The organism is Frankia sp. AgKG'84/4 (genome assembly GCF_023242965.2).
In the GTDB taxonomy this organism is placed as follows: Bacteria; Actinomycetota; Actinomycetes; order Frankiales; family Frankiaceae; genus Frankia.
Genome location: NZ_JALKFU020000637.1, coordinates 1 through 2,845 on the forward strand (window position 1 = coordinate 1; position 2,845 = coordinate 2,845).

The 2,845-nt window shown below is 69.4% G+C and carries 4 protein-coding genes; all 4 read left to right on the forward strand.

What is annotated here, in order from left to right; all coding sequences use genetic code 11:
• Positions 1–645, forward strand: a 645-nt coding sequence (gene nusG, locus MXD58_RS24345; RefSeq protein ID WP_250610007.1) for a transcription termination/antitermination protein NusG, incomplete at its 5' end; no start/stop codon positions are given.
• Between the two features lie 35 nt (positions 646–680).
• The gene (gene rplK, locus MXD58_RS24350; RefSeq protein WP_248838690.1) at positions 681–1,115 is read left to right on the forward strand and encodes a 50S ribosomal protein L11; all 435 of its coding nucleotides are present in this window, start codon (positions 681–683) and stop codon (positions 1,113–1,115) included.
• Positions 1,116–1,278: 163 nt separating this feature from the next.
• Positions 1,279–1,992, forward strand: coding sequence for a 50S ribosomal protein L1 (gene rplA / locus MXD58_RS24355; RefSeq protein ID WP_248838691.1), 714 nt, complete (start codon positions 1,279–1,281; stop codon positions 1,990–1,992).
• Positions 1,993–2,321: 329 nt separating this feature from the next.
• A partial coding sequence (rplJ, locus tag MXD58_RS24360) for a 50S ribosomal protein L10 (protein ID WP_250610008.1) occupies positions 2,322–2,845 on the forward strand: 524 nt, incomplete at its 3' end.

Below are 2,845 nucleotides of genomic sequence, written 5' to 3' on the forward strand. Positions count from 1 at the left end.
GCACCCGCCGCCGCGGAGTCGACGCCCGCCGTCGCCGCCAGCGCGCCTGTCGCCGCGGCGCCGGAGGAGAGCGACGACGAGGCCGACCTGCGCCGCGCGATCGAGGACGCACCGGGCGACTGGTACGTCGTGCACTCGTACGCGGGCTACGAGAACAAGGTGAAGACCAACCTCGAGACCCGGATCTCCAGCCTCAACATGGAGGACTACATCTTCCAGATCGAGGTGCCGACCGAGGAGGTCCCGGTCGTCAAGAACGGCAAGCGGCAACTGGTCCTGCAGAAGAAGTACCCGGGTTACATCTACGTCCGGATGGACCTCACCGACCAGTCCTGGTCCGCGGTCCGCAACACTCCGGGTGTGACCGGGTTCGTGGGTCTGACCAACCGGCCCTCGCCGCTGCGTCGCGAGGAGGTCATGTCGATCCTCGCCCCGGCAGCGCCGAAGGAGAAGAAGGTCGAGACCGTTCGGGTCCAGGAGTTCGAGGTCGGGGAGTCGGTCACCGTCATGGACGGCCCCTTCGCCACGCTCCCCGCGACCATCAGCGAGATCAACCTCGACGCCCAGCGGCTGAAGGTGCTGGTCTCGATCTTCGGTCGGGAGACGCCCGTCGAGCTGCAGTTCAATCAGGTCGCCAAGATCTGATTCGGTCCGTAGAACCCCGGTAGGAAGACGAGCACATGCCGCCCAAGAAAAAGAAGATCACCGCGATCATCAAGCTCCAGATCAACGCCGGCAAGGCCACGCCGGCGCCGCCGGTCGGCCCTGCGCTGGGTCAGCACGGCGTGAACATCATGGAGTTCTGCAAGCAGTACAACGCCGCCACCGAGTCGCAGACTGGCAATGTCGTGCCGGTCGAGATCTCCGTGTTCGACGACCGCTCGTTCACCTTCGTCACGAAGACGCCGCCGGCCGCGCGCCTGATCCTCAAGGCCGCCGGGGTCGAGAAGGGCAGTGGCACGCCGCACCGGGACAAGGTCGCCAAGCTGACCACCGCCCAGGTGCGCGAGATCGCCCAGACGAAGCTGCCCGATCTCAACGCCACGACGATCGAGGCTGCCGAGAAGATCATCGCCGGGACCGCCCGCTCCATGGGCATCACGGTCGGCGACTAGTTCACCCGGCTCGCACCACCGCACCACCCGTAGTACCGCACCGCCCGCAGCACCGAACCGACGCCGTGGGAGGGCGGTCAGCGGCGACCCCGTCGGCCCGTACGCGGGCTGGCCGCCAAGGGGAACGCCTCCTGCCCGTCCGCCGGCACCACGAGGAGACAGCATGAAGCGCAGCAAGGCGTATCGCGCCGCCGCCGAGAAGATCAACCCGGACAATCTCTACAGCCCGCTGGAGGCCGTCCGGCTGGCGCAGGGGACGACGTCGACGAAGTACGACGCAACCGTCGAGGTCGCGATCCGGCTGGGCGTCGACCCGCGCAAGGCCGACCAGATGGTCCGTGGCACGGTGAACCTGCCGCACGGCACCGGAAAGTCGCCCCGGGTCGCCGTCTTCGCCGCGGGGGAGAAGGCCGCTGAGGCCACCGCCGCCGGCGCGGACATCGTCGGCAGCGACGACCTGGTCGCCCGCATCCAGGAGGGCTTCCTGGACTTCGACGCCACCGTCGCGACGCCGGACCAGATGGCCAAGGTCGGTCGCATCGCGCGCATCCTCGGCCCGCGCGGCCTGATGCCGAACCCGAAGACCGGCACGGTCACCCTGGACATCGCCAAGGCGGTCGGCGACATCAAGGGTGGTAAGATCAACTTCCGGGTCGACAAGCAGGGCAACCTGCACATCGTCATCGGCAAGGCGAGCTTTTCCGACGCCCAGCTCATCGAGAACTACACGGCGGCCCTCGACGAGATCGTCCGGGTGAAGCCGTCGGCGGCGAAGGGCCGGTACCTCCGGAAGATCACCTTTGCCACCACGATGGGCCCCGGCATCCCGGTCGACCCGAACCGCACCCGCAACCTGTTCGAAGACGTCGCGGCCTGAGTTCCGCGTCGGTCGCGACCGGCTGGCTGGCCAGCAGGTCGCGACCATGAACGCTCGCGTACACTGAGCAGTAACCACCTTTCACGCCGAAGACCGCTGGTCGCCGTCATCTCCGGGCCTGTTCACCCGGAAGGACGGCCGAAGGCCCGATCTCCCCGGGCGGCCCGCGTAGGTGACGGAAAGCGAAGGACGGCGGAACTACCTCCGTCGGTGCCGACCCTGGCGCCGCCGCGGGAAGTCTGCTCCTCCCGCCCCGTGCGCCTGCGCCGGGGCGTTTGTCGTCTCTCGGGGCTGATCGGGTGGCCGGCCGACACCCCCGAAGGAGCCCCATGGCGACACCTGAGAAAGCCGCCGCGGTGGCGGAGATCGCCGAGGACTTCCGGTCCTCGACCGCCGCGGTGCTCACGGAGTACCGCGGTCTGTCGGTGAGCCAGCTCACCGAGCTGCGCCGCACCCTCGGCGCCGGCGCCCGCTACGCGGTCGTCAAGAACACCCTGACCAAGATCGCGGCCGAGCAGGCCGGCGTCACCGGGCTGGACGACCTGTTCGTCGGCCCGACCGCCGTCGCCTTCGTCTCCGGCGACCCGGTCGAGGCGGCGAAGGGGCTGCGCGACTTCGCCAAGGCGAACCCCGCGCTCGTCGTCAAGGGCGGCATCGTCGAGGGCAAGGCGATGTCCGCGGACGAGATCCGCAAGCTCGCGGACCTCGAGTCCCGGGAGATCCTGCTGGCGAAGCTCGCCGGCGCGATGAAGGGCTCCCTGGCTGGCGCGGTCGGCCTGTTCGCCGCCCCGCTCTCCCAGGTCGCCCGGCTCGCCGAGGCGCTGCGCGAGCAGCGCGCGAGCGAGGCCCCGGC

Coding starts and splice junctions, on each gene's coding strand:
- rplK (WP_248838690.1), top strand. CDS start 681: ATGCCGCCCAAGAAAAAGAAGATCACCGCGATCATCAAGCTCCAGATC.
- rplA (WP_248838691.1), top strand. CDS start 1,279: ATGAAGCGCAGCAAGGCGTATCGCGCCGCCGCCGAGAAGATCAACCCG.